This window comes from Sandaracinobacteroides saxicola (assembly GCF_014117445.1).
GTDB lineage: Bacteria > Pseudomonadota > Alphaproteobacteria > Sphingomonadales > Sphingomonadaceae > Sandaracinobacteroides_A > Sandaracinobacteroides_A saxicola.
In genome coordinates this window covers 2,317,099-2,341,791 of the sequence record NZ_CP059851.1, presented here as the reverse complement: position 1 = coordinate 2,341,791, position 24,693 = coordinate 2,317,099, and the positions used below count along the sequence as shown (strand labels likewise).

Sequence of the window (24,693 nt, the reverse complement as noted above, 5' to 3'; positions counted from 1 at the left end):
TTGCTTTTGGTCTCGTTCGGTGATCGGCGGCTAGATCGGCTCCGACGCCATGATCTGCTGAAGCAGGTCGAATTCGTTGAACATCATCCATTCCTCCACGACCTTGCCGCGGACGATATGCTGCTGAAGGATGCCCCAGATGCGGACCTGGCGACCGGTCGGCGGGCCATAGACGCCGAAGCCGCGGTGCGTGCCGACGCCCGACCAGCGCACCGAGGTCAGGTATCCGTCCACGTCGTTGCCCATCCAGTAGATTTCATCGACCTGGGTCGCGATGTCCGGGAACATGGCGATCATGCTCAGGATGAAGCTCTTGTAGGCGGCCAGGCCGCGCAGCTCGCGGTCGGTCGGCCCGTGGAACACCAGGTTCGGATCATAAAGCCGGTCGAGCGCCGCCATGTTGCGCCAATTCCAGCTGTAGTGATGCGCACGCCGCACCGCGTCCTCGATGTCGAAGCCCGCGGGCGCTGAGGGCAGATGGATCGGCTTGCCCTGCCCGGCAAGCCGCGTCGGCTCGCTCGGCAGCAGCTTCGGCGCGGCATCGCGGACGCGCGCATCACCGAATTCGCGCGCCTTTTCAAACAGGTTGAACCCCAGCTGCTGGAGCATCGAGGACTGGTTGTAGATCACCCATTCCTCGAAAATCTCATTGTCCTGTGCCAGGCAGTTGGCGATGCACCAGACGGTGATCTTCCTGCCCGTCGGCGGGCCGAAACGGCTCCAGCCGGTGTTGGTGCCGGTAATGACAGTGCGGTGGGAGGTGAAGAAGCCGCTGTCCTCATTCCCCGCCCAGACGATCTCGTCCGCGTACAGGCGGATGTCGGGAAAGGCGTTCACGGTATGGACGGTGTCGGCAACGATCTTGTCGCGGCCATATTGCAGCCCGGCGTCATCGGTCACCCGGCAATTGTGCCGATAGGTGTCGTAGATGTAGCCGATGTCCTTTTCTTCCCAGATGCGGTGGGTGATGCGGACGATGTAGTCGATGATGTCGACATACTGCTCCTCGAAGCCCCGCATCGGCTGGCGGCGCTGGCCCTGATCGGGGCGCAGCAGCGAATCCGTCCCACCGCGGACGGATTTTCGCAGCGCGATGTCATAACCGTCCGGCATCGCCGATCGGGCGATGCGCAGCGGATTCGCCACAGGATTCTCAAGCGGTTCCGCCAGCTTCACCGGCCGCGACGAGCTGTTGCCCTGCGTCCTGCTGCCCAGATCATGATCGGCCAAAGCCATCGTTCATCCTTCAATTTATCCGGATTCGGACAAAATGTGCACGCATTGCCGCCCGGACGCAACCGATTTGTTGCGAAGGCTTGACCAGGGCTCGCCAGACCCGAAACAATGGCATCGGGAGAATGGCATTGGTGCGGGACAAGAGCGCGAACAGTGGCGGCAGCCGGGGCCAGGTGGCGTTGCTGATCGCGCGCGCCACCATGCTGGCCTATCCGGAACTGCTGCCGGAGCTGGCGGGGCGCCTGGAGCGGCGCGGCTATCGCGCGGTCCTGTCGGTCCTGGAGCATGAGGGCGATGTCGATTCCGCCCTGCACCATGTGGCGGGTGTCGGCATCGTCGGTGTCATCGCCGCGGCGCTGCCCTCGCTGACGGAGGTGTTCGCGCTGGAGAAGGCCGGCCTGCCGCTACTGCTCTACAACTGTTTCACCCCCAGCGTGCGGGCCAATGTCGTCAGCTGCAACCACCGCGAGTGCGGCTGGTCGATCGCCATGCGGCTGATCGATGCCGGGCATCGCCGCTTCGGGATCATTTCATCCCCCGCCGATTCGCTGGTCGGCCGCGAGCGCGTGGCAGGCGCGGTCGAAGCCCTGGAACAGCGCCGGGCGCGCGAAATCCTGATCGAACCCGGCGATTTTTCCTACGAATCCGGACAGGATGCGCTTGACCGCATCTTCGCCCGCGTGCCCCGGCGACCGACCGCGATCATCGCCGCGAACGATGCCATGGCGATCGGTGCCATGGAACGCGCACGCGCGCTCGACATCCGCGTGCCACGGCAGATCAGTTTCGTCGGCTTCGACGGCATCGGCATCGCCCGCTGGCCCGCCTATCAGTTGACGACGATGCGGCAACCCCTGCGCCGCATGGCGGAAGCGGCCGCGGCGGCCATCGCCGACCGCATCGAGCACCCCGACCACCAGCCCGAAACCCGCCTGTTCGCCGGCGAACTGATTGTGGGCAAAAGCGCCAGGCTGGAACGACCGGTGCCGACGCGGGTGACGGGTTAGTCGGGGATTTCGAAACGTCGGCTATTGAGCGTTGGCCAGAAGAAAGCTGCCGAACATGAGTAGAGGAATCGAAATCCAAGCTGTCCCAATTGGCTTGCGCTGCGCGTCATGGGCATAGAAAGGAGACACCCATGCAATATATGATCCTCAATATCGTTCCTTCGGCACAGCCGGGGGACGCCAGCGCTGCAGTTCACGCCGATATGGAGGCATGGGGCGCCTATACCAAAGCGATGATCGATGCCGGCGTGATGCGCGGCGGCAACGCGCTGGAATCAAGCTCGAAAGCCACGACGCTGCGCATCCGTGACGGCCAGCGCGACATTCAAGACGGGCCCTATGCGGACAGCAAGGAGCAATTGGGCGGATACTACATCATCGAGGTTCCCGATCTCGATACCGCGCTGCAATGGGCGGCGCGCAATCCGGCGGCATCTTATGGCGCGGTCGAGGTGCGGCCCGTTATGCAGATGTGAGTTTGGGCGATTAGCGTCCGGGCAAGCGTCGAGGCAGAAGCGCGGCAGGCCTATGGTCGCGTACTTGCATTGCTTGCCGCTCGCTCCGGGGACCTTGCGACCGCCGAGGACATGCTGGCGGACGCGCTTGTCGCAGCACTTGAGCGGTGGCCACAGGACGGTGTTCCCGCCAATCCGCAGGCCTGGCTGCTGACGGTCGCCCGGCGCCGCGCGATCGATCGCTCTCGTCGACGCATGCGGCACGATGCCGCGCAAGCCGAACTCATGCGAATGCACGAAGAGGCGGAAGCGATGATGAACGCCGATCTGTTATTTCCCGACGAGCGGTTGGGACTGATGCTCGCTTGCGCGCATCCGGCCATCGAAGAGGCGGCGCGGACCCCGTTGATGCTCCAAGTCGTACTGGGCCTTACCGCCGAACGGATGGCACCGGTTTTTCTCACTTCGCCCGCTGCGATGACCAAGCGACTCGTCCGGGCAAAGGTCAAGCTGGCGGCGAGCGGCATCGGCTTCGCCGTGCCTGGTCACGAAGACTTGGCGCCACGTCTCGCGCACTTGCTTGATGCCATTTATGCCGCTTTCACGCTTGCCCGCGACGCCTCGCGTCAGGCCGATCTGGAAGGTGAGGCACTGTGGCTAGGGCAATTGGTGGTCTATCTTGTGCCCGAGGAACCCGAAGCACTCGGGCTCTATGCGCTTATGCTGTTCGTATCGGCGCGGCCATCGATGGCAACGCAAGGCCATTATGTGCCACTAGGTGAACAGGATTTGACCACATGGAATGAGGCAGCGACGATCAGGGCCGAGCAATGGCTGCATACCGCCGGTGCAATGGCGCAGCCGGGCCGCTTTCAGCTCGAAGCGGCGATCCAGGCGGTTCATGCCAATCGCCGCCGCAGCGGGCGAACCGACTGGGACACAATCCTCCACCTATACGACAGCCTGCTGGCGCTCGCCCCGACCGTCGGCGCGCGTGTCGCCCGCGCTGCTGCGCTGACACAAACCGGCGATCACGCTGCTGCGCTTGCCGCTCTTGATGCCATCGAAGACCAGAGGATTGCCGCTCATCAACCCTATTGGGCCACCCGCGCGCATGTGCTTGCGGCGCTCGAGGAGGCGTCGGAGGCTGCCGATGCCTATCAACGGGCGGCGGGCCTCGCCTCACAGCCTGAAGTGCGCAGTTGGTTGCTCGCCCGGCGCGCGGCGCTGGCTAACTGAAAACGGCCTGTCCCAATCTGGCCTACTCCAACGTCATGGCTTCGAAACCCAAGGAGAAGCCAGATGTCGCAAGTTCAAGTCATCGGTCTGCCACAGAGCAATTTTGTCTGGGCAGTGCGCATCGCACTCGCCGAAAAAGGCATCGCACATGAATTGGTGGTCGCGCCACCGCACAGTGCCGAGGTTAACGCCATTCACCCGTTCGGGAAATTGCCCGTGTTCCGCCACGGCAATGTGACGCTCTGCGAATCCCGCACCATTATCGATTATATTGATGAGACATTCGAAGGGCCGCCTCTGGTTCCTACGACACGCGAAGCCGCACTCAACGATGCGCAATGGACGTCAATCATTGCGACCACGATCGAACCGCTGCTGATCCGTCAATATCTGTTCGCCTACATGTTTCCGCAGGGTGCTGGCGGCGCGCCTGACCGTACCGCCATTGACATCTTGTTGCCTAAGGTTGAGGCGGCGCTTGACATTCTCGACGACAGCTTTGCAGCAGGTAAGCTAGGCGGTGAAGCCTTTACGCGCAGCGACACTTATCTGTTTCCAATCCTCTTTTATGCGCGCACTTTACCCGAAGGCGGAGCGATGATCAGTGCGAGGCGGCGCCTCAGCTCCTACGTCGATCGCGGCCTTGCAAGGTCCAGCATATTGGCGACAATGCCACCGCCACCCGGCCAGTGATTGAACCAAACGGTCGTTGACAGCGGTTGCTGACCTCCGCATTTGGCACTGTGGCGGGTATTTCGGAACGACCAATACTTGTCCCTAACGCCCATACTCCGCCGTGATCCTTGGCGCATCAGCAGCCTGTTGATCGAGCGATTGGCGGTAGGCCAGGCATCCCCGCAGGAATTGCGGCCATTCCGGCACCTCGATGTGCGGCTGAACCGGCTCGGGCAGCATCGACCATAGCCTGGGGTGATGCCAGCACAGGTCGTGCCCGGAGGCGTCGCGATGCTCCCGGATGGCCTGACGCAGCCTTTTCACTTCGTTGAGAAGCGCGGCGCGATCCATCGAATCCAAATCAGCGTCCATGGTCCTCCAGGCTCCAGATGATCCCCGCGTTCAACGCGCCAACCCGCGCCCTGTTTCACCCGAACCCTGTTGCCCCCGCCGTCACGCCCGCCCGCGCCGCCGGTCGCCAAGCTCGCGCATGCGGGCGAACAGGTCATAGCCCAGCTGCATCAGCAGTTCGGGAATGTCGATGAAGATCCAGTTCTCGATCAGCAGCCCGTCCTGCGCGCGCCACCAGTCCATCACGCGGATGGTGATCGGCTTGCCGGTGGCGGGCACGCTGAAGAGTTCCTTGCCGCTATGCGTGCCCCGGATCGAGGGCCAGCCGGTCGAACAGACATAGTCGCCATCGCCGAAACGCGCGACATGGTTGCCGCCGCGGAAATCCGGGAAGGCCTCGTTCCACGGGATTTCGTGAAAGCGCATGAAACCGTCGAAGCTGCGCGTCGTGCCGATCCCGCCCGGGCCGTACCACATCAGGTTCCGCGTGAAGTAACGGTCCATGTTCATGGTCGAATGATCCACGCCGTCGAAGCCGTGCATGCCTTCGAAAATCATCCGTTCCACACAGGCGAGGCTGGCCGCGCTCTGCCCGGCGGGCATGGTCGCCAGCATCACCCCGTCGCGGGTGGATGGCCCCGGGCACAGCCCCTCGATCCCGCGCGCGGGCGGCAGGGGATTGACGCCGGCCTGGCGCATCAGGTCGATCCAGTCGAAGATGACGTAGCCGTCGACGATCCTGCCCTCCACGATCCGGTAGAATTCGCCGAAGCGCAGATAGGCCCAGCCCTGGTGCGCCGGGATGCCAAACAGGTCCCGTTCGAAACTGCCGTAATAATAGCCGGTGGCCGAAATCCAGTCATGGCCCTGCCAATGCCCGCTCATGAAGATATCGTCATAGCGCTCTATGTCGGGGAAACTCTGCTTCAGCGGGCGCCAGACATGCGCGGCAATCGCCGCGATTCCCTGCAGCTGGTTCACCGGATGTGCGCCGAGATAGCCGGCATCGGGGGCGAAAATGGCCCCTGCCGCGGCGTCGATGGCATCCACGGGGGCCAGCGCCAGCGCCCGCAATCCCTCCAGCATCCGCCTTTTCGTGCGGCCCGCATCATGCGCCATCATCGACCCGTGCTTTCTTCCGATTCCGGATAAAATGATAGAGGAGTTTCAGGCCGGCGCAAGCTCGCCGCCGGAGCGGCCTCTACAGGGTCACGCTAGCGCAGCAACTCGCGGCTGATGCCGGCGTCGGTGTTCATCCAGCGGTCCCAGAAGCGGAAATACAGCCCGAAATTGGCGCCATAATTGCCATGGTGCAGGTGATGGTGGCTGGCGGAGATCAGGTGGCGCCCCAGCCAGCCGTCGATCCAGCGGCGCGGAAAAATCTCCCAGCCCATGTGGTTGGTGACGGCGAAGAAGCTGGCGATCGCCAGCACCACGCCCAGCGCGCCGACATGGATGGGGACGAGGAACACCATCACCGGATAGAGCCAGGCGGCAGACAGCGCCTCCGTCGGGTGGAAGGCCATCGCCGCCCAGGCGGTGGGGGGGCGGCTTTCGTGATGCACCGCGTGCATGGTTCGGAAGATTTTCGCCGATCCATGCATGGCACGGTGCGTCCAATAGAACCAGGCGTCGTGCGCCAGCAGATAGACGAGGACGCTGAGAGGCAGCCACCACAGCGGATGGTGCATCGGATCGGTATAGATGAGGGTCAGGCCCTTTGCCTGCCAAGCCCACACCGCCAGCCCCGCCGGCGCGCCATAGATCACCGCGCTCAGCAGCGACCAGCCGATCTCGCGCCGGATCTGCCGCGCCATCCGCGCCGCCTTGGCCGGCAGCGCGGGGCGGTACAGGCCCGGCCGCACGCGCGCGGTGATGGCCGCGAACAGCCCCGACAGCGCCAGATAGCGCAAGGCCACGATCAGGCTCATCAGCAGCATTGTCGCAATCAGGGTCGGTGCCATCCGCATCTTCTAGCCTTGCCGGGCCAAAGCGGCTAGGCGCAGCCGGTGACGCAGCCCGATTTCGACCTGATCCTTGCCGGTGGCGGACTGGCCAATGGCCTGATCGCGCTGCGGCTGGCGCAGGTGCGGCCGGATTTGCGCGTGGCGCTGGTGGAGGCTGGCGAGCATTTCGGCGGCAACCACACCTGGAGTTTTTTCGCCAGCGACCTGACGCCGGCGCAGCATGACTGGATCGCGCCGCTGGTGGCGCATCGCTGGCAACGCTACACGGTGCGCTTTCCCACGCACAGCCGGACCCTGCACAACGGCTATTACAGCGCCACGTCGCCGCTGCTGCATGCGGCGCTGTGCGACGTTTTGCCAGCGAACTGCCGTTTCACCGGTGTACCGATCGTTCATGTGACGCCCGACAGCGTGACGCTGGGCGACCAGCGGGTGCTTTCCGCCCACGCGGTTGTCGATGGTCGCGGGCAGGGGGGCGCACCGGCGCTCGACCTCGGCTGGCAGAAATTCGTCGGACTGGAAGTGGAACTGGCCGAACCGCACGGGCTGAACGACCCGATCATCATGGATGCGACGGTCGACCAGCATGACGGCTATCGCTTCGTCTATACCCTGCCGTTCGGGCCGACCAGCTGCCTGATCTATGACACCTATTATACCGACGGTCCCGAGCTGAGCGCGGCGACGCTGGAGCAGCGCACCCATGCCTATGCGGCATCGCAAGGCTGGCGGATCGCGCGCACGCTGCGCACGGAAAAGGGCGTGCTGCCGATCGCCATCGGCGGTGACATCACCGCGCATCTCGCCAGCCGCGCCGCCGGCATCGCGCCGTCGGGCATGAACGCCGCGCTGTTCAACGCGGTGACGGGCTACAGCCTGCCGCATGCCGTCCGCGTCGCCGACCTTGTCGCTACCCTCCCCGAACTCAGCGGTGCGACGCTGGACCGCGCCATCCGCGACCACGCCCGGCAGAGCTGGCAGGACCAGGCTTTCCTTCGCGTTCTCAACAAGATGCTATTCCGCGGTGCGCGACCTGACGAGCGCTGGCGCATTCTGGACCGATTCTACAAGCTTGACGCCTCGCTGATCGAGCGCTTCTACGCCGGTCATACCAACTGGCGCGACAAGGTGCGGATTCTCACCGGCAAACCGCCGATTCCGATCCACCGCGGCCTGGCGGCGATCCTGAGGGGATAGAGATGCAACGGACGGCAGCAGTCATCGGCAGCGGCTTCGGCGGCCTGGCACTCGCCTGCCGCCTGCAATCGGCCGGCATCGCCACGACGCTGATCGAGGCGCGGGAGAAGCCGGGCGGGCGCGCCTATGTCTGGCACGACGAGGGCTTCACCTTCGACGCCGGGCCGACGGTGATCACCGATCCCACCTGCCTTGAAGAGCTGTTCGCGCTGTCGGGGCGTAAGCTCGCCGACTATGTCGACCTGATGCCGGTGACGCCCTTCTACCGGCTGATGTGGGAGGACGGCAGCGTCTTCGACTATAGCAACGACGAGACGGCGCTGTTCGCGCAGATCGCCGCAAAAAGCCCCGGCGATGTCGAAGGCTATCGCAAGTTCCTGGGCTTCAGCGAAAATGTCTTTCGCGAAGGCTATCAGAAGCTGGGGCACGAGGCCTTCCTGGATTTCAAATCCATGCTGAAGGCAGCGCCGCAGCTGGCGCGCTACCAGGCCTATCGCAGCGTCTATTCGATGGTCAGCAGCTACATCAAGGACCCGCAGCTGCGCGAGGCGTTCAGCTTCCACACGCTGCTGGTCGGCGGCAACCCGTTCAAGACCAGCAGCGTCTATACGCTGATCCACGCGCTGGAGAAGAAATGGGGAGTCTGGTTTCCCAAGGGCGGCACGCATGCCCTGGTGCGCGGGCTGGTGAAGCTGTTCGAGGATCTGGGCGGGCGCACCATCATCGGCACCAAGGTGGAGGCGATCGAGGCGCTGGCCGGCCATGTCACCGGCGTGCGGCTGGCCGGCGGGGAGGAGCTGCGCTTCGACGCGGTCGCCAGCAACGGTGACGTCGTGCACACCTATCGCGACCTGCTGGGCCATCACCCGCGCGGCGCGAAGATGGCGAAATCGCTGCTGCGCAAAAGCTATTCGCCCAGCCTGTTCGTGACATACTTCGGCCTGAAGCGGCAGCATCCGGCCATTCCGCACCACAGCATCCTGTTCGGCCCGCGCTATCGCGAGCTGCTGGACGACATCTACAGCCACGGCATGTTGGCGGATGACTTCTCGCTCTACCTGCACCATCCGACGGCGAGCGATCCCGACCTGGCGCCGGCGGGGTGCAGCAGCTTCTATGTGCTCTCCCCCGTGCCGCACCTGGGGAAGCTGCCGGTGGACTGGAACGCGGTGGCACCGAAATATGCCGAGAAAATCCTGGCCTATCTGGAAAAGCGGCTGATCCCCGGGCTGCGCGAGGACCTGGTGACGATGCGCACCTTCACGCCGCAGGATTTCGCGACCGAGCTGAACGCGCACAAGGGCAGCGCCTTCAGCCTGGAACCGGTGCTGTGGCAGAGCGCCTATCTGCGCACGCACAACCGCGACGATGTGCTGTCCAACCTCTATTTCGTGGGCGCAGGCACGCATCCGGGCGCCGGCATTCCGGGCGTGGTGGGCAGCGCCAAGGCGACCGCCAAGCTGATGCTCGCCGACATGGGCGCGGCCTATCCGTTGGTGGGAAATGGCGGGCCCGCGCTTGCCGCCTGAGGCAATCGCGGCGAGCCGCGCGGCGATCGCCGCCGGCTCCAAGAGCTTCGCGCTGGCGGCCCGGCTGTTCGATCCGGACACGCGCGACCGGGCGACGCTGCTCTATCACTGGTGCCGGCATTGCGACGATGTCATCGATGGCCAGCATCTGGGGCAAGGAAGGGTAGCGTCGGCGGACAGCCCGGCGGAACGGCTGGCGATGCTGCGTGACGCGACCGACCGGGCGCTGGCCGGCGACGGCGGCAGCGAGCCGGCGTTTCGCGCGCTGGCGGCGCTGAACGCGGTCTGCCCGCTGCCCCGCCGTTATGCCCATGACCTGCTCGACGGTTTTGCCATGGATGTGGCGGAAACAGCCTATCAGACGGAAGCCGAGCTGCTGACCTATTGCTATCATGTCGCCGGTTGCGTCGGCGTGCTGATGGCGCTGGTGATGGGGGTGGAACCGTCCGACCACGCCACGCTGGCGCGGGCGAGCGACCTGGGGCTGTCGTTCCAGCTGAACAATATCGCGCGCGACGTGATGGAGGATGCCGCCAACGGCCGGCGCTACCTGCCGGCGGACTGGCTGCGGGAGGCGGGGATTCCGGTCGGGGATTTCGCCGAACCGGCGCATCGCGCGCGGCTGGCGAAGGTGGTGGCGCGGCTGGTGGCGCTGGCGGAAGTCTATGAGGAATCGGCGGACTGGGGCGTGGCGGCGCTCGATTTCCGCTCGGCCTGGGCGGTGCTGTCGGCGGCGCGGATCTATGGCGACATCGGCCGCAAGGTCCGGCGGCGGGGGATGGCGGCGCTGTCTGAGCGGGTGGTCACCAGTCCGCAACGCAAGCTGCGCTCGGTCGCCGGGTCGCTGCCGCAGGCATTGGCGCGGCGGTCGCGCTGGGCGGCGCCGTCGCCGGAACGGGTCGGGCTTTGGACGCCAGATTTTGCCTGACGCTCAGGCCGGCCGGGTGCGGAACAGGCCGACGCCTTCCATCGTCATCACCAGCACGCCATGCTGGTTGAACAGCCGGTAGTGCTGGTTGACCATGCCCATTTCGGGGCGGCTGCGCGAGGCGCGGACGCTTTCGACCTCCACCTCCATGTGCAGCGTGTCGCCCGGATAGACGGGTTTCAGCCAGCGCACCTTGTCGACGCCCGGTGAGCCGAGCGAGGCGGTCGGCGCGTCGGCATGGCTGTCCACGATCATCCGCATCGCCATGGCGCAGACATGCCAGCCGCTCGCCGAAATCCGCCCGAAAAAGGGGTGGGCGGCGGCGGCTTCGTCGTCCAGGTGAAAGGGCTGCGGGTCATATTTGCGCGCGAAATCCAACGCTTCCTCGCGGGTCAGGGTATAAGGTCCCATGTGCCGCACCTGGCCGACGGCATAATCCTCGAAATAGAGCATCAGCGGGCCAATGCCGCTTCAACGTCGGCCAGTCGATCCTTGCCGAAATAAAGCTGGTCGCCGACGAGGAAGCTGGGGATGCCGAAGGCGCCGGCGTCGGCGGCGGCCTGCGTGTTGGCGGCGAGCTTTGCCTTCACGGCATCGGTGGTGGCGGCGGCGAACAGCGCCTGTGCATCCAGCCCGGCGTCGGTCAGCACGGATGTGGCGACGGCGGGATCGTCCATCTTCAGGCTGCGTTCCCACATCGCCGGATAGATGGCGGCGCAATAGGGTTTCAGTTGCCCGGCCGCGTCGGCGGCGACCGCGGCGCGCATCAGCAACAGGCTGTTCATCGGGAAATGCGGGTTCATGGCGAATTCGCTCAGCCCATGTCTGGCGATGAAGCGGCGCATTTCCAGCATCTCATAGGCGAGCTTGTTCGGGATGCCGGCGAACGCCACCATCGGCGCGCTGTTGCCGGTCAGCTTGAACAGGCCCCCCAGCAGCACCGGGCGATGGTCGAAGGTGACACCCGTGCGCGCCTCGATGCCCGGCAGGACACGCCACACCAGATAGGCGTTGGGGCTGGCGAAATCGAACAGGAAGGCAGGGGGCATCACCAGGTCTCCGAGAAAGGTCGCAGGTCCAGCTCGAACGTCCAGGCGTCGCGCGGCTGGTTGAACAGGGTCCAATAGGTGTCGGCGATGGTCTCCGGCCGCAGCAGCGTGTCGGGCGGCAGGGTCTCGGGATCGCGGCCGGTTTCGCGGATGCGCTCGCGAACGAAATCGGTGTCGACGCCGCCGTCGATGATCAGGTGGGCGACATGGATGCCCTGGGCCCCCAGCTCGCGGGCGGCGGACTGCGCGACCGCGCGCAGCCCCGCCTTGGCGCTGGCGAAGGCGGCGTAATGGGATGCGCCGCGCACGCTGGCGGTGGCGCCGGTCAGGAAGATGGCGCCGCGACCGCGCGGCAGCATGCGGCGGGCGGCTTCGCGCGTCGTCAGGAAGCCGGCGGCGCAGGCCATTTCCCAGACCTTGCGGAACACGCGCTCGGTCGTGTCGGTCAGCGCGAAGCGGACATTGGCGCCGATATTGAAGATGACGGCGTCGAGCGGCGCGTCCGCCTCGGCGGCATCGAGGAAGGCGACGACCTCGTCCTCCAGCCGCGCGTCGAGCCGGTGTGGGGTGTAGCGGCCGCCGGTCGCGGCGATGCTGTCGGCGAGCGCGTCCTGCCGCTCGGCGCGGCGGCGGCCGCCGTGGACGGGGTGACCCTCCCGCGCGAAACGCCGGGCGATGGCGGCGCCGATGAAATCCCCGGCGCCGACGATGGCAATACTGCCCTTTCCTGTCATGCGGGCAGCTTGCGCGCTGCGGCGGGCGAGGGCAAGTCCGTGCGATGGACGACGTGACCGACTTGCTGCCGCGCTTTGTCGCCGCCTGGCTGGACAGCCCGTTCGGCGCGGTGGAGCGCTCGCCCTGGGGGGTCACAAATGACCTGCCGGCGCTGGTGGCGGCGCTGCTGCCGTCCCTCTGCGATGACTATGTTCGCACGGGGGATGCCGCCGTGCACCGCAGCGCCACGGTGGAGCCCGGCGCGGCGCTGAAAGGTCCGCTCATCGTCGGGCCGGACTGTTTTATCGCCGCGACGGCGCTGCTGCGCGGCGGGGTGTGGCTGGGCGCCGGCTGCATTATCGGCCCGGCGTGCGAGCTGAAAAGCAGCCTGATGTTTGCCGGAGCCAAGCTGGCGCATCTGAATTTCGTGGGTGATTCGATCCTGGGGGCCGGGGTGAATGTGGAGGCCGGGGCAATGATCGCCAATTACCGCAACGAGCGGGAGGACAAGCGCATCCGCATCCGGACGGCGCATGGCGTGATCGAGACCGGCGTGGAGAAGTTCGGCGCGCTGGTGGGCGATCACGTCCGCATCGGCGCCAATGCGGTGATCGCGCCCGGCGCGCTGCTGGCGCCGCGCACGGTGGTGCCGCGGCTGCATCTGGTGGATCAGGCGTTTCACCCATGAAACCGCATATCATGGGTATCCTGAACGTCACGCCGGACAGTTTTTCCGATGGCGGCCGGCTGGGGAGCGTGGAGGAGGCGGTGGTGGCGGCGCGGGCGATGCGCGCGGCGGGCGCGGCCATCATCGATGTCGGCGGGGAATCGACGCGGCCCGGCGCGGCCCCGGTGGCCGTCGCGGAGGAGTTGCGGCGGACGATCCCGGTGGTCGCGGCGCTGGTGGCGGAGGGGATTCCGGTCAGCATCGATACCCGCAAGGCGGCGGTGATGCGGGCGGCGCTGGCGGCCGGCGCGACGATGCTGAACGATGTCAGCGCGCTGACCCATGACCGGGAGAGCCTGGCCGTGGCGGCGGCGTCGGACGCGGCCATTGTACTGATGCATCATCAGGGCACCCCTGAAACGATGCAGCGCGCGCCGGCCTATGCCGACCCGCTGGCGGAGGTGATCGAATGGCTGCGGGCACGGGTGGCGGCGTGCGAGGCGGCGGGCATCGACCGCGCGCGGCTGATCGTCGATCCCGGCATCGGGTTCGGCAAGGGGCTGGCGCACAACCTCGCGCTGCTGCGCGGGCTGGACCGGATTGCAGTTGAGACCGGCTGCCCGCTGCTGCTGGGCGCCAGCCGCAAGAGCCTGATCCCGGCGATCGCCGGCGCGGCGCCGGTGTCGGACCGGCTGCCCGGCAGCCTGGCGCTGGCGCTGCACGGGGCCACAAAGGCCGCCGCCTGGCTCAGGGTGCATGATGTGGCGGAAACGGCGCAGGCGCTGGCGGTGTGGCGGGCGCTCAACGGGCCAGCAGCTGAACCGCCCCCACGACGAGCAGCACCGCCCCCAGCGTGACGGCCCAGCCTTCCCAGGTCACGGGGGTCCAGCCAAAGCCGAAGGTCTTCGGGCGGAACCAGCGTTCGATCGGGTTGAGCTGCATGGCCATCCTTTCAGATCACGACCTGTGCACGCATTTTATCATGGCAGGGATTTGCCACGCAAACTTCATTTTGGTTGCATCGGCTCCACCTTGATCACGGTGGCCTGGCGCAGCACCAGTTTCCAGCCGCCGCTTTCGTTGCTCCACAACTCGCTTGTGCGGCGGCGCAGGACCTGGCCGGCATATTGCGACACGCCGACGGGGGTGTAGCGCTCCTCTCCCATCAGGATGACATCATGCGCCCCGCGACGGGCGGCGAATTCGATGGAGCGCTCCAGGCTGGTGTAGTCGATCATGCCATTGCGGATGCGCTGCATCGCCATGTCGCGGGTGGCGACATTGTTGTACGGGCTGTTGACGACCGCCGCGGGATCGAACAGGCCGCCAAAGGCCTCGGCATCGCGCTTCAGGATCGCCTCGTCCATGCGGACGGTTGCCGCCAGCACGGCCGCGATGACCGGATCCTTTGCCGCGGCTTCTACCGTGGCATTGGCGGCTTTCCAGTTCGCCAGGGCCGGCGCCGCGCCCGCCAGGATGATGCCCGCCGCCGTCAACGCCGCGATCCACGTCCGCATGACCGAAACTCCCCTGCAGCCTTGCCCGGCATGACGGTAGCATGGGGTCATTGCGCCGTCGAATGCCCGGGCGGGGCCCTGCGACCGTTTGGCCGCACTTCGCGCCCTGCTCGTCCTGCCCTATGTGGGGGCATGGCTGATCATTCCTCGCTCACCGGTACCCTGGCGCGTTTTGGCAAGGTGGGGTTGCAACTGGGGGGCTTTGCCGCGCAGGCGGGGGCGGCGCGGCTGGGCGGGCGGGATTTCGCCGATCCGAAGAATGCCGCCGAGCTGCGGCGGGCGCTGGGCAGCCTGAAGGGCCCGGTGATGAAGATCGCGCAGATCCTGTCGACGATTCCCGATGCCCTGCCGCCGCAGTTCGCCGCCGAGCTGGCGCAGTTGCAGGCAAATGCGCCGCCGATGGGGCCGGGCTTCCTGCGCCGGCGCATGGGGGCGGAGCTGGGGCCGGACTGGCGGAACCGGTTCGGGACCTTCGACGACACGGCGGTCGCGGCGGCGTCTTTGGGGCAGGTGCATCGCGCGACCCTGCCCGGGGGCGCGCCGGTGGCCGTGAAGCTGCAATATCCCGATATGAGCAGCGCGGTGGAGGCCGACCTGAAGCAGCTCGACATGCTGTTCGGCGCGCTGCGGATGGTGGACAAGAGCATCGACCCGTCCGAAATCCGCGAGGAACTGGCCGCCCGCCTGCGCGAGGAACTGGATTATGCGCGGGAGGCCCGACATCTCTCGCTCTATCGCGCGATGCTGGCGGACAATCCCCATGCCCATGTGCCGGGCGTGCACCCCGACCTGTCCACCACCCGCCTGCTGACGATGGACTGGCTGGACGGGGCGCCGCTGATGTCCTTCAAGGGTGCCGACCAGGCGACGCGCGATACCATCGCCGAGCGGCTGTTCAACGCCTGGTATGCGCCCTTCTATCGCTATGGCATCATCCATGGCGACCCGCACATGGGCAATTACAGCGTGCGCCCGGACCTGGGCATCAACCTCCTCGATTTCGGCTGTGTGCGCATCTTTCCGCCGCGCTTCATCGGCGGGGTGAACCGGCTGTATCACGCCATCGAGGCGAACGACCGCGACGCCGCGGTGCACGCCTTCGAGCTGTGGGGCTTCCGCGACCTGAGCCGCGAGATCATCGAGACGCTGCTGATCTGGGCGGAGTTCCTCTATGGCCCGTTGCTGGACGACCGGGTGCGGCCCATCGCCGACAACATCGCGCCGGGCGAATATGGCCGGGCGACCGCGGCGAAGGTCCATGCCCGGCTGCGCACGCTGGGGACGGTGACCGTGCCGGCAGAGTTCGTGTTCATGGACCGCGCCGCGATCGGGCTGGGCGGCGTGTTCATCCATATGGACGCGCGGCTGAACTGGCACCGGCTGTTCCGCGGCCTGATGGACGATTTCGACGAAGCGGAGGTTGCCACCCGGCAGAGCCGGGCTTTGCACGATGCGGGCTTGTCAGCGGAAGGCGCGGACGGCAAAAGCGCGGCGACGCTGTAAAGGGGACCGCCATGGCCGAGATCGAGAAGACGGGTAAGGACAATCAGGAAACCTATTCCGGGTTCCTGAAGTTGACGATGTGGCTGATCGTGCTGGTGGTGATCGTGCTTATCGGAATGGTCAGCTTTCTCTATCACGCGCCGACGCCCTAAGGGCGGCGTTCACTTCGGGGGACAGACATGAAGATTGCGGTGCTGAAGGAAACCGCCGCGGGTGAGAAGCGTGTTGCCGCGACCCCGGAAACCGTGAAGAAGTTCATCGGCCTGGGCGCCAGCGTGGGTGTTGAGGCGGGCGCGGGCCAGGGCGCCAACATCCCCGATGCGGCGTTCGAGGCGGCGGGCGCGAGCATCGCGGATCGCGCCGGCACGCTGGCCGACGCCGGCATCGTGCTGGGCGTGCAGGGGCCGGAGCCGGCGGGCCTGCCGCAGGGCGCCAGCGTGATCGCCGCGCTGAACCCCCACCAGACGCGGGAGCGGGTGGCGGCCTATGCCGCGGCCGGCGTGACGGCGTTCGCGATGGAATTCATGCCGCGCATCACGCGGGCGCAATCCATGGACATCCTGTCCTCCCAATCGAACCTGAACGGCTACAAGGCGGTCATTGATGCCGCCGAAGCCTATGGCCGCGCCTTTCCGATGATGATGACGGCTGCGGGCACGGTTTCTGCCGCGCGCGTGTTCGTGATGGGCGTGGGGGTGGCGGGGTTGCAGGCGATCGCCACGGCCAAGCGCCTGGGCGCGGTGGTGAGCGCCACCGACGTGCGGCTGGCCACGAAAGAGCAGATCATGTCGCTGGGCGGCAAGCCGATCTTCATCGAGGATGAGGAGACGAAGGCCGCCGAGACCGCCGGCGGCTATGCCAAGGAAATGTCCGACGCCTACAAGGCGAAGCAGGCCGCGCTGGTGAGCGAGACCATCGCCAAGCAGGACATTGTGATCACGACGGCGCTGATCCCCGGCCGGCCGGCGCCGCGCCTGGTGACCGCGGCGCAGGTGGCGACGATGAAGCCTGGCAGCGTCATCGTCGACCTGGCGGTGGAGGCCGGCGGCAATGTCGAAGGCAGCGTGCCGGGCGAGGTGGTGGTGACGGACGGCGGCATCACCATCATCGGCCACCGCAACTACGCCAGCCGGCTGGCAACCGACGCCAGCAACCTCTACGCCCGCAACCTGTTCACCTTCGTCAGCACCTTCTGGGACAAGGAAGGCAAGGCGCCGAAATGGGATGCCGAGGACGAGATCATCAAGGCGGTGAAGCTGACCGAGGGTGGGGCGGTGGTGCATGGGGGGTTGGCATGAATGCCCCCTCCGTCAGCTTCGCTGACACCTCCCCCTGCGGGGGAGGACAGCGGCGATTTCCGCGCCCGGCAACATTGGAGCGTGCGCGTGCCCTGCGGAGGTCGATGACGCAGGACGAAGCTCAACTCTGGCAGATCCTTCGCCGGCGCCCGGAAGGCTTGAAGTTTCGCAGGCAACATCCGCTTGGGCCGTATATCCTGGATTTTTTCTGTTCCAGTCTTGCTTTTGCCGTCGAAATGACGGTGCAAGCCACGACATCGCTGATCGTGCCGAACATGATAGGCGTCGTGATGCCTGGTTGGCCGGGCAGGGCGTTGAGGTGCTTCGGCTGCGCGCTGAAATGGTTCGTTACCGCCCGCGTGATGCCCTTGGAACGATCCTCGCCCGCTGTACCGCGCTGTCCTCCCCCGCAGGGGGAGGTGGCCGCGAAGCGGACGGAGGGGGCATCGACGCCAAACCGAACTCGCCAACGGAAGTCTGAACCATGGATTTCATAAGCATCCTCTCCATCTTCGTACTGGCCTGTTTCGTCGGCTATTATGTCGTGTGGAGCGTCACGCCGGCGCTGCACACACCGCTGATGGCGGTCACCAATGCCATTTCGTCCGTCATCATTGTCGGCGCGCTGATCGCGTCCGCCGCGGCGGGGAGTGCGACGTCGAAATGGCTCGGGCTGATCGCCGTCGTGCTGGCCTCGGTGAACATCTTCGGCGGGTTCGCGGTCACGGAACGGATGCTCGCCATGTACAAGAAAAAAGAGAAGAAGGGCGGGCACTGATCGATGGAACATGCACTTTCGGCCACACCTGCCTGGGCAATGCTCGCCTATCTGATCGCCGGCATCCTGTTCGTGCTGGCGCTGCGCGGCCTCAGCAGTCCTGAAACCAGCCGCGCCGGCAACCGCTATGGCATGGCCGGGATGGCGATTGCCGTCGTCACCACGCTGGTCACGCACCAGCTGGCGAGCATCCTGGAAATTGCCATCGCCATCGCCATCGGCGGCGCGTTCGGGCTGGTGATGGCGCGGCGCATCGCGATGACCGCCATGCCGCAGCTGGTCGCCGCCTTCCACAGCCTGGTCGGCCTCGCCGCGGTGCTGGTGGCGGCTGCCGCCTTCCTGAACCCGGCGGCGTTCGGCATCGTGGACGCGGCGGGTGACATCCTGGCCGTGTCGAAGGTGGAGATGGGGCTGGGCATCGCCATCGGTGCCATCACCTTCTCGGGCTCCGTCATCGCCTTCCTGAAGCTGAACGGCAACATGTCCGGCGCGCCGATCCTGCTGCCGGCGCGGCATGTCATCAACCTGGGCGTGCTCGCCGGCATCCTGGGCCTGGTCGCCTATTTCATCTTCGACAGCAGCCCGTGGATCTTCTGGACGATCACGGCGCTGTCCTTCGCCATCGGTTTCCTGCTGATCATCCCGATCGGCGGCGCGGACATGCCGGTCGTCGTCTCGATGCTGAACAGCTATTCCGGCTGGGCGGCGGCGGCCATGGGCTTCACCTTGCAGAACAGCGCGATGATCATCACCGGCGCGCTGGTCGGTTCGTCGGGCGCGATCCTGTCCTACATCATGTGCAAGGCGATGAACCGCAGCTTCATCAGCGTCATCGCCGGGGGTTTCGGCGCGGAGGATGGCGGCGGCGCGGCGGTGGCCAAGACCGACCGGCCGTGGAAGCGCGGCAGTGCCGAGGACGCGGCGTTCGTGATGAAGAATGCCGAGAAGATCATCATCGTCCCCGGATACGGCATGGCCGTCAGCCAGGCGCAGCACCAGCTGCGCGAGATGGGCGACCTGCTGAAGAAAGAGGGCGTGGAGGTGAAATATGCCATCCACCCGGTGGCGGGCCGCATGCCCGGCCACATGAACGTGCTGCTGGCCGAGGCGAACGTCCCCTATGACGAGGTGTTCGAGCTGGAGGACATCAATGGCGAGTTCGCGCAGGCGGACATCGCCTATGTCATCGGCGCCAACGACGTGACCAACCCGGCGGCGAAGACGGACAAGACCAGCCCCATCTATGGCATGCCGATCCTGGACGTGTACAAGGCGAAGACCGTGCTGTTCGTGAAGCGCTCCATGGGCGGCGTGGGCTATGCCGGGGTGGACAATGACGTGTTCTACATGGACAACACGATGATGCTGCTGGGCGACGCGAAGAAGATGACGGAGGAAATCGTCAAGGGTCTGGGGTAGGGGAGCGCCAATCCTCGATGACGAGATTGGCGATGCGCCGAAAGTCGCGATCGGACGTGACCAGGATCAACCCATGCCGGCGGCAATGCCCTCCGATCAGCATGTCGAGCGCACCGATCCTCTGGCCCCGGGCCGTCAATTCCGCGCGAACGCGGGCTGCCTCCGCCGCATCGTCCGCGTCGAAGGACAAAATGTGCAGCCTGCCCAGAAACCGATCCGCGACAGCATGATGGTGCGGGGGCCGAGCGGATCGGTTGGCACCGAAGCGCAACTCTTCGACGGTGACGGCTGACACGGCGAGAGACGGAAGCAGCCGGGCGAAGGGTTCGAACAGGGAAACTGGCCGGTCGCGGATGATGTCGAGACAGGTGCTGGTGTCGAGCAGGCGGGTGATCGCAGTCAATCGAAATATCGATCACGGACCTGTTCAGGCGGCTGTTCCCGTTCAGGAAAGTCCTCGGCGCCGGGCATGGCAAAAAACTCTTCCCAGTTCGTGGCAGTTTTCGGCCGCAAGGGTTCCAGCACAAGGCGGTCACCTTCGCGACGGATCGTCACGTCCCGAACATCGTCGGGAAAGGCCAGCGCGCGTGGGATCCGCACGGCCTGGGAACGGTTGTTGCGGAACAGGCGCATGGGGATCATCGCGTTCATGAACATCAAATATCATATGCCATGGCATCGCGCAAAGGCATATGCCATCAACCTCGCAGGGCGCAGCCGAACCCCGCGCGCAGCACCACGGCCAGGGTCGGTCCATCCAGCACGCGCCCCAACCGTGCCGCCAGTTCACCCGGTGGCAGGGCGCGCGCCTGGGCCTCACCCATGCGCACCAGCGATTGCAGCTGGCGCAACTGCTCCACGCTCAACTGCTCCGCCAGCGGCCGCGCCATGCAGGCGGCCTGAGAGGGCGGCATTCCGGCATCCTGCAGGGCGGACCGCACCCGCATCTCCTTGGTGGCAGTGCAGCCTGCCAGCAACACCAGCGCCAAACCTGTCATCAAAACCCGTTTCATCGGCGAATTCCCTTCACTTGCGCTGGCATTTCCCGACCCCGGCCCTTAACAGCGCCTGAAACCATGTCCACTCTGCCCCCCGCCACCAGTTTCCGGCCGCGCGCGCTGAAGGCGCTCAACGGCACGCTGCCGCCGCTCTGGGCCAACCGGCTGCTGCCGCCGCCCGACCTTCTGGAACACAGCATCACCGCGATGGCGACGCGCCGCACGGGCCTCAGCGATTTCGGCGACGACCTGTTCTTCCGCAAGCAGCTGCGCATCCTGCTCGCCAGCCTGGCGGAGGAAGCGCGCCTCAACCCGCTCGGCCGCATGCTGGCGCATGGCCAGCTGCTGAAGGTGATGAAGGAACGGCTGTGGGCGCAGGCGCTGTTCACCCGGCACCCGGAAATCCTCGACATCCCGCTGGCGCCGCCGATCGTCATCGTCGGGCCGATGCGCAGCGGCACCACCCGCCTGCACCGGCTGCTGGCGCAGGACACGCGCTTCACGGCGCTGACGCTCTATGAATCGATGTGCCCGGTGCCCTGGCCCAGCAGCGAGCGCCGCGCCCGCGACCCGCGCATCGCCTTCACCGCAAAGGGCCTGCAGTTCGTCAACTGGGTGAACCCGGCCAACGCCGCCGTGCACCCGACCGGCGTGCACGAGGTGGACGAGGAACTGGGCTTGCTGGAAGCCAGCGCCTCGGGCAGCCAGATCGAGGCGCAGCGCCGCGTGCCCAGTTTCGCCCGCTATGGCGAGGTCACCGACCAGACACCGGCCTATGCCCATATGAAGCGGCTGTTGCAGCTGCGCACCTGGTTCCGCGGCATCGACCCGGCGCGACCCTATGTGCTGAAGACGCCGCAGCACATGCAGGACCTGCGGGCGCTGCTGAACGTCTTTCCCGATGCGAAACTGGTGTTCACCCATCGCGATCCCGTGAAGGTCGTCGGCAGCTCGGCCTCGCTCGCGTGGAACCAGATGGTGGTGCAGTCGGACGATGTCTGCCCCTATTGGGTGGGGCAGGAATGGCTGCACAAGACGCGGCTCAGGATCGACGTGACCGCCGCGGTGCGCGAGACGCTGCCCGCCGCGCAGGTGACGGACATCCATTACGAATCGATGGAGCGCGACTGGCAGGGATCGCTGCGGACGCTCTATGGCTGGCTGGGGCGGGAATTGCCGCCGGCGACCTTGTTCGCCATGCAGGCCTGGCTGGTGCGGGCCGAACGCGAGCACCCGCATCGCTCGCACCGCTACGATCTCAGCGATTACGGCCTGTGCCCGCACGACATCCGCGACCGCTTCGCCGATTACCGCGAGAGTTTCGATCTGGCGGCTTGACAGGCCGGGATCGCGCCGGCAATGTTCTCCCTATGTTCATGGGGAGAGCGACATGATCGGTTATGCGATGCTGGGGACCAACGACCTTGCGCGGGCGCGGGGCTTTTATGATCCGCTGTTCGAAACCGTCGGCATCAAGCCGCTGATGGAGTTTCCCAAGGGTCCGGCCTATGGCCTCAGCTGGGACAAGCCGATGCTGGCGATCGGCATTCCCTATGACGACGCACCGGCCACGGTCGGCAATGGCAGCATGGTGGCGCTGGCGATGGCCGAGCGGGCGCAGGTCGACGCGCTGCACGCCAGGGCGCTGGAGCTGGGCGGCACGTGCGAGGGGCCTCCCGGTGTGCGCGGCGAGGAGGGACCGCAGGCCTTCTATGGCGCCTATTTCCGCGATCTCGACGGCAACAAGCTCTGCGCCTATCGCGTCGGCCCGGCCTGAGGCGCGGCCGCCCGCGGCAACAGCTGTCCGGCGGGCCGTTCGCTGCCCGTCGGTAATGCTGCGATCGTCATAACGTCCCCCGCCGCCAGGGCGGGGAAGCGTTCGGCGGCGATGGCGCCATCGGCCAGCGCCGCCGCCAGGTCCGCCCGCGGCGCGTCGATGGCCTCATCGGTCAGCTGGAAGGTGCCCCAGTGGATGCCGACCGCGGTCGCTGCGCCCAGGTCGGCCATGGCGGCAACGGCCTCGGCGGGGTTCATATGCTGTTCGGCCATGAACCAGCGCGGTTCATAGGCGCCGACCGGCAGCAGCGCCAGCCGCACCGGGCCATGCCGCGCGGCGGCGCGGAACAGCGCCGCGTTGTAACCGCAGTCGCCGGCGAAATAGAGGTTGCCGCCGGGCAGCACCACGGTGAACCCGCCCCACAGCGCGCGGTTGCGGTCCACCCCCCAGCGGCTGCTCCAGTGCTGCACGGGTTCCACGATCACCTCGATGCCGTCGCGCACCACCACCCGCTCGCCCCAGTCCCGCGCCAGCGCGGTGACACCATGCGCCGCCAGCAGCGTGCCGTTGCCCAACGGCGTGACGATCAGCGGCCGGTCGCGTGCCCACAGGCGTTTCAGCGTCGGCAGGTCGAGATGGTCGTAATGGCCATGGCTCACCAGCACCAGGTCGATCCTGGGCAGGTCCTCGAACCGCACGCCGGGCGCGCGCACCCGCTGCGGCCCCGCCCAGGCGACGGGGCTGGCGCGCGCGCTCCACAGCGGGTCGGTCAGGATGTTCAGCCCCTGCGTCTGCACCAGCACGCTGGCGTGGCCCACCATCGTCACCACCATCGCCTCGCCGTCCACCCGCGCCGCCGGCACCACCGGCGTCACCGGCACGCTCGCCGGCCACACGGCGGGCGTCCGCCCGATCCGCCAGCGCAGCAACTCGCCGACCCCCTTGTCGCCGACATTCGGCGCGCCCGGCAGGAAGAAGCGCTCGCCGTCGAAATGGTCGCTCACCGGGCCGACATAGGCGGGCTTGTCCAGCGACACGCGAACCGCGATGAACAGGACCAGCAGCCCCAGCAGGATCGCCGCCACGATGAGCATCAGCAAGCGCCCCACTCTCTTTGCCGTCATCGCCCTGCTATGCGCTGCCGCCGCGCCCGCCGCAACCATTCCCGATCTGGCGCCGCTGGTCGCCGGGCAGACCGCCGCCGCCCCGGAACTGTCCGGGCTGGCGGTCGCCGCCATCGATGCGCGGGGCAGGCTGACCGCCCGCGCCTGGGGCGCCGCGGAACGCACGGCGGATGGCGGCATCGCGCGGCCGCTGCAACCCGATACGCCCGTCCGCATCGCCAGCATCAGCAAGCTGGCCATCGCGGTCGCCGTCCTTCGCCTGGTGGAGGACGGCGTGCTCGACCTGGACCGCGATGTGTCGGCCTATCTGAAGGCGCCGCTGCGCAATCCGCTCGCGCCCGATGTCGCCGTCACCCTGCGCATGCTGCTCGGCCACCGCAGCGGCCTCAGCGACGGCGCGCGCTTCAGCGTGCCCTTGGGGGGGCGCTGGCAGGACATCCTGGCGGGGGAGGGCGCCAGCCGCTTCGTCGCCGCGCCCGGCGCACGGTTCGAATACAGCAACAATGCCTGGGCCATCATCGCCAGCGCGATGGAGGGCGCGACCGGCGAGCGCTTCGACCGGCTGATGACCCGCCTGCTGTTCACGCCGCTCCGGCTCGACGCCGGCTTCAACTGGTCGGGCGTCGCCGGGATCGCGCGCGGCGGCGCGCTCTATCGCAAGCGCGACGCGCAGGAACGCTGGGGCGACCGGTGGATCGCCCAGATCGATGATGTCCGCCCGCGTCAGGGGTGTTTCGCCAACATCGCGCCCGATGCGCCCTGCGCGCTCGACCGCTATGTTCCGGGCAGCAACGGTTTCATCTTCTCGCCCGCCGGCGGCCTTCGCATCGGCGTCACCGACCTCGCCCGTCTCGGCGCCGCCCTGCTGCGCCCGCGCGGCAAGGGGGGGCTGTTGTCGCCCGCCAGCCTCGACCGGCTGTTCCACGCCACGCCCACCAATGCCGGCCTGCCGCCCGACGATTATGGCGGCCTGATGCTCAGCTATGGTCTTGGCATGCAATGCCTCGCCGGCAACGGCCGTCCGGATGGCGACCAGCCGCTGGCGCCGCGCGCCACCGCCTTGTGCGGCCATCTGGGGGAGGCCTGGGGCCTGACCTCCGGCCTGTGGATCGACCGCGCCCGCGGCACCGTCGTTGCCTATGCCGTCACCGGCGTGGCCCGGGATCCGGCGAAATATCCCGGCCGCCGCAGCCGCTTCCAGGCCTGGGAGGAGGCGATCCTCGGCGCGCTGCTTGCACGCTGACGCCACCACTGGCACGGCGCGG

30 protein-coding genes and 1 pseudogene are annotated in these 24,693 nt (G+C 66.8%); 18 read left to right on the top strand and 13 right to left on the bottom strand.

The genetic code is table 11. The features are described from left to right. Nucleotides 1–30: 30 nt before the first annotated feature. Nucleotides 31–1,236: an ester cyclase gene (locus H3309_RS11810; RefSeq protein WP_182294894.1), complete on the bottom strand. Its 1,206-nt coding sequence runs from the start codon at nucleotides 1,234–1,236 to the stop codon at nucleotides 31–33. Between the two features lie 122 nt (nucleotides 1,237–1,358). On the opposite strand from H3309_RS11810, the gene H3309_RS11805 reads away from it, so the two are divergent. From H3309_RS11805 to H3309_RS11790, 4 genes are all read left to right on the top strand, one after another. Further along, nucleotides 1,359–2,243, top strand: a complete 885-nt coding sequence (locus tag H3309_RS11805; RefSeq protein WP_182294893.1) for a substrate-binding domain-containing protein — start codon at nucleotides 1,359–1,361, stop codon at nucleotides 2,241–2,243. 140 nt (nucleotides 2,244–2,383) lie between these two features. Then, a complete protein-coding gene (locus H3309_RS11800) occupies nucleotides 2,384–2,719 on the top strand; it encodes a YciI family protein (RefSeq protein WP_243453713.1) in 336 nt (111 codons plus the stop codon). A 69-nt stretch (nucleotides 2,720–2,788) separates the two neighbouring features. Then, the gene (locus H3309_RS11795; RefSeq protein WP_398398289.1) at nucleotides 2,789–3,937 is read left to right on the top strand and encodes an RNA polymerase sigma factor; all 1,149 of its coding nucleotides are present in this window, start codon (nucleotides 2,789–2,791) and stop codon (nucleotides 3,935–3,937) included. A gap of 63 nt (nucleotides 3,938–4,000) precedes the next feature. After that, on the top strand, nucleotides 4,001–4,630 hold the full coding sequence (locus H3309_RS11790; protein ID WP_182294891.1) for a glutathione S-transferase family protein: 630 nt from the start codon (nucleotides 4,001–4,003) through the stop codon (nucleotides 4,628–4,630). An 84-nt stretch (nucleotides 4,631–4,714) separates the two neighbouring features. On the opposite strand, the gene H3309_RS11785 is transcribed toward H3309_RS11790, so the two are convergent. From H3309_RS11785 to H3309_RS11775, 3 genes are all read right to left on the bottom strand, one after another. Next, nucleotides 4,715–4,984 (bottom strand): hypothetical protein, encoded by a 270-nt coding sequence (locus H3309_RS11785; RefSeq protein ID WP_182294890.1) that lies wholly within the window; start codon nucleotides 4,982–4,984, stop codon nucleotides 4,715–4,717. An 81-nt stretch (nucleotides 4,985–5,065) separates the two neighbouring features. Continuing rightward, the gene (locus tag H3309_RS11780; protein WP_182294889.1) at nucleotides 5,066–6,085 is read right to left on the bottom strand and encodes a nuclear transport factor 2 family protein; all 1,020 of its coding nucleotides are present in this window, start codon (nucleotides 6,083–6,085) and stop codon (nucleotides 5,066–5,068) included. A gap of 92 nt (nucleotides 6,086–6,177) precedes the next feature. Further along, nucleotides 6,178–6,927 (bottom strand): sterol desaturase family protein, encoded by a 750-nt coding sequence (locus H3309_RS11775; protein ID WP_182294888.1) that lies wholly within the window; start codon nucleotides 6,925–6,927, stop codon nucleotides 6,178–6,180. Between the two features lie 45 nt (nucleotides 6,928–6,972). On the opposite strand from H3309_RS11775, the gene crtY reads away from it, so the two are divergent. From crtY to H3309_RS11760, 3 genes are read left to right on the top strand one after another with little or no spacing between them, the layout of a single operon-like run. Beyond that, nucleotides 6,973–8,127, top strand: a complete 1,155-nt coding sequence (gene crtY / locus H3309_RS11770; RefSeq protein WP_182294887.1) for a lycopene beta-cyclase CrtY — start codon at nucleotides 6,973–6,975, stop codon at nucleotides 8,125–8,127. A 2-nt stretch (nucleotides 8,128–8,129) separates the two neighbouring features. Further along, entirely contained in the window at nucleotides 8,130–9,656 is a 1,527-nt protein-coding gene (locus tag H3309_RS11765) for a phytoene desaturase (protein ID WP_182294886.1), read from the top strand. Beyond that, entirely contained in the window at nucleotides 9,631–10,584 is a 954-nt protein-coding gene (locus H3309_RS11760; protein WP_182294885.1) for a phytoene/squalene synthase family protein, read from the top strand. Before H3309_RS11765 ends, H3309_RS11760 begins: the two co-directional genes overlap by 26 nt. A 3-nt stretch (nucleotides 10,585–10,587) precedes the next feature. Here H3309_RS11760 and H3309_RS11755 read toward each other — a convergent pair whose 3' ends face one another. From H3309_RS11755 to H3309_RS11745, 3 genes are read right to left on the bottom strand one after another with little or no spacing between them, the layout of a single operon-like run. Next, nucleotides 10,588–11,037 (bottom strand): MaoC family dehydratase, encoded by a 450-nt coding sequence (locus H3309_RS11755; RefSeq protein ID WP_182294884.1) that lies wholly within the window; start codon nucleotides 11,035–11,037, stop codon nucleotides 10,588–10,590. Next, a complete protein-coding gene (locus tag H3309_RS11750) occupies nucleotides 11,037–11,633 on the bottom strand; it encodes a 2-hydroxychromene-2-carboxylate isomerase (protein WP_182294883.1) in 597 nt (198 codons plus the stop codon). Before H3309_RS11750 ends, H3309_RS11755 begins: the two co-directional genes overlap by 1 nt. Then, on the bottom strand, nucleotides 11,633–12,367 hold the full coding sequence (locus H3309_RS11745; protein WP_182294882.1) for an SDR family NAD(P)-dependent oxidoreductase: 735 nt from the start codon (nucleotides 12,365–12,367) through the stop codon (nucleotides 11,633–11,635). The genes H3309_RS11750 and H3309_RS11745 overlap by 1 nt, the downstream gene beginning before the upstream one ends. A gap of 44 nt (nucleotides 12,368–12,411) precedes the next feature. Here H3309_RS11745 and H3309_RS11740 point away from each other — a divergent pair, with 44 nt between their 5' ends. Further along, nucleotides 12,412–13,035, top strand: coding sequence for an LbetaH domain-containing protein (locus H3309_RS11740; protein WP_182294881.1), 624 nt, complete (start codon nucleotides 12,412–12,414; stop codon nucleotides 13,033–13,035). Further along, nucleotides 13,032–13,871: a dihydropteroate synthase gene (gene folP / locus H3309_RS11735; protein WP_182294880.1), complete on the top strand. Its 840-nt coding sequence runs from the start codon at nucleotides 13,032–13,034 to the stop codon at nucleotides 13,869–13,871. The genes H3309_RS11740 and folP overlap by 4 nt, the downstream gene beginning before the upstream one ends. Here folP and H3309_RS11730 read toward each other — a convergent pair. Further along, nucleotides 13,816–13,962 (bottom strand): hypothetical protein, encoded by a 147-nt coding sequence (locus H3309_RS11730; protein ID WP_182298888.1) that lies wholly within the window; start codon nucleotides 13,960–13,962, stop codon nucleotides 13,816–13,818. The genes folP and H3309_RS11730 overlap by 56 nt on opposite strands. A gap of 59 nt (nucleotides 13,963–14,021) precedes the next feature. Then, nucleotides 14,022–14,531, bottom strand: a complete 510-nt coding sequence (locus tag H3309_RS11725; RefSeq protein ID WP_182294879.1) for a nuclear transport factor 2 family protein — start codon at nucleotides 14,529–14,531, stop codon at nucleotides 14,022–14,024. A gap of 132 nt (nucleotides 14,532–14,663) precedes the next feature. On the opposite strand from H3309_RS11725, the gene H3309_RS11720 reads away from it, so the two are divergent. From H3309_RS11720 to H3309_RS11695, 6 genes and pseudogenes are all read left to right on the top strand, one after another. Further along, on the top strand, nucleotides 14,664–16,034 hold the full coding sequence (locus H3309_RS11720; RefSeq protein ID WP_182294878.1) for an ABC1 kinase family protein: 1,371 nt from the start codon (nucleotides 14,664–14,666) through the stop codon (nucleotides 16,032–16,034). 11 nt (nucleotides 16,035–16,045) lie between these two features. Beyond that, nucleotides 16,046–16,186, top strand: coding sequence for an aa3-type cytochrome c oxidase subunit IV (locus tag H3309_RS11715; protein WP_182294877.1), 141 nt, complete (start codon nucleotides 16,046–16,048; stop codon nucleotides 16,184–16,186). 27 nt (nucleotides 16,187–16,213) lie between these two features. Continuing rightward, the gene (locus H3309_RS11710; RefSeq protein WP_182294876.1) at nucleotides 16,214–17,332 is read left to right on the top strand and encodes a Re/Si-specific NAD(P)(+) transhydrogenase subunit alpha; all 1,119 of its coding nucleotides are present in this window, start codon (nucleotides 16,214–16,216) and stop codon (nucleotides 17,330–17,332) included. Then, nucleotides 17,254–17,813: pseudogene (locus H3309_RS17800) on the top strand (endonuclease domain-containing protein). Before H3309_RS11710 ends, H3309_RS17800 begins: the two are co-directional and overlap by 79 nt. A gap of 3 nt (nucleotides 17,814–17,816) precedes the next feature. After that, nucleotides 17,817–18,110: an NAD(P) transhydrogenase subunit alpha gene (locus H3309_RS11700; protein ID WP_182294875.1), complete on the top strand. Its 294-nt coding sequence runs from the start codon at nucleotides 17,817–17,819 to the stop codon at nucleotides 18,108–18,110. A 3-nt stretch (nucleotides 18,111–18,113) separates the two neighbouring features. Further along, nucleotides 18,114–19,529: an NAD(P)(+) transhydrogenase (Re/Si-specific) subunit beta gene (locus tag H3309_RS11695; RefSeq protein ID WP_182294874.1), complete on the top strand. Its 1,416-nt coding sequence runs from the start codon at nucleotides 18,114–18,116 to the stop codon at nucleotides 19,527–19,529. On the opposite strand, the gene H3309_RS11690 is transcribed toward H3309_RS11695, so the two are convergent. The 3 genes from H3309_RS11690 to H3309_RS11680 are packed head-to-tail and all read right to left on the bottom strand — an operon-like array spanning nucleotide 19,513 to nucleotide 20,542. Next, nucleotides 19,513–19,932, bottom strand: a complete 420-nt coding sequence (locus tag H3309_RS11690) for a type II toxin-antitoxin system VapC family toxin (protein ID WP_182294873.1) — start codon at nucleotides 19,930–19,932, stop codon at nucleotides 19,513–19,515. The genes H3309_RS11695 and H3309_RS11690 overlap by 17 nt on opposite strands. Continuing rightward, nucleotides 19,929–20,180 (bottom strand): type II toxin-antitoxin system VapB family antitoxin, encoded by a 252-nt coding sequence (vapB, locus tag H3309_RS11685; protein WP_243453711.1) that lies wholly within the window; start codon nucleotides 20,178–20,180, stop codon nucleotides 19,929–19,931. The genes H3309_RS11690 and vapB overlap by 4 nt, the downstream gene beginning before the upstream one ends. A 47-nt stretch (nucleotides 20,181–20,227) precedes the next feature. Further along, the gene (locus H3309_RS11680) at nucleotides 20,228–20,542 is read right to left on the bottom strand and encodes a hypothetical protein (protein WP_182294872.1); all 315 of its coding nucleotides are present in this window, start codon (nucleotides 20,540–20,542) and stop codon (nucleotides 20,228–20,230) included. A gap of 63 nt (nucleotides 20,543–20,605) precedes the next feature. Here H3309_RS11680 and H3309_RS11675 point away from each other — a divergent pair, with 63 nt between their 5' ends. Together H3309_RS11675 and H3309_RS11670 are read left to right on the top strand one after the other, a co-directional pair. Then, a complete protein-coding gene (locus H3309_RS11675; RefSeq protein WP_182294871.1) occupies nucleotides 20,606–21,865 on the top strand; it encodes a sulfotransferase family protein in 1,260 nt (419 codons plus the stop codon). A 52-nt stretch (nucleotides 21,866–21,917) separates the two neighbouring features. Next, nucleotides 21,918–22,304: a VOC family protein gene (locus H3309_RS11670; protein WP_182294870.1), complete on the top strand. Its 387-nt coding sequence runs from the start codon at nucleotides 21,918–21,920 to the stop codon at nucleotides 22,302–22,304. Here H3309_RS11670 and H3309_RS11665 read toward each other — a convergent pair. Then, nucleotides 22,283–23,398 (bottom strand): MBL fold metallo-hydrolase, encoded by a 1,116-nt coding sequence (locus H3309_RS11665; RefSeq protein WP_207791610.1) that lies wholly within the window; start codon nucleotides 23,396–23,398, stop codon nucleotides 22,283–22,285. The genes H3309_RS11670 and H3309_RS11665 overlap by 22 nt on opposite strands. On the opposite strand from H3309_RS11665, the gene H3309_RS11660 reads away from it, so the two are divergent. Then, nucleotides 23,391–24,671 (top strand): serine hydrolase domain-containing protein, encoded by a 1,281-nt coding sequence (locus H3309_RS11660; RefSeq protein ID WP_182294868.1) that lies wholly within the window; start codon nucleotides 23,391–23,393, stop codon nucleotides 24,669–24,671. The two genes, H3309_RS11665 and H3309_RS11660, sit on opposite strands and share 8 nt — an antisense overlap. Nucleotides 24,672–24,693: the final 22 nt, after the last annotated feature.